This window comes from Pseudomonas sp. BJa3, assembly GCF_026343815.1.
Taxonomy (GTDB): Bacteria; Pseudomonadota; Gammaproteobacteria; order Pseudomonadales; family Pseudomonadaceae; genus Aquipseudomonas; species Aquipseudomonas soli.
Genome location: NZ_JAOXMC010000091.1, coordinates 1 through 289 on the forward strand (window position 1 = coordinate 1; position 289 = coordinate 289).

Here is a 289-nt window from a genome sequence, read left to right on the forward strand (position 1 = left end):
GGCATCACCCAGCCGGCGCTGTCGAACGCGCTCGCGCGCCTGCGCGACACGCTGCCGGATCCGTTGTTCATCCGCGAGCGCTACGGCATGCAGCCAACCCAGAAGGCGATCGCGCTGGCGCCCGGCATCGCCGCGGCGCTGTCGCAGGTGGATGCGCTGGTGCTGGGGCAACGGCAATTCGATCCATCGCAGGCGGAGCGCCTGTTCACGCTGGCGCCGAACAGCTACGTGGAATTCGTGCTCGTGCCCGCCATCGTTGCGCGGCTGCGCGAACGCGCCCCGGGCATCC

General features: G+C 70.6%; 1 protein-coding gene. It reads left to right on the forward strand.

The window, feature by feature from the left end; genetic code table 11:
* Nucleotides 1–289: LysR family transcriptional regulator (locus tag OH705_RS26995; RefSeq protein ID WP_267303405.1), on the forward strand; the 289-nt coding region annotated here is incomplete at both ends.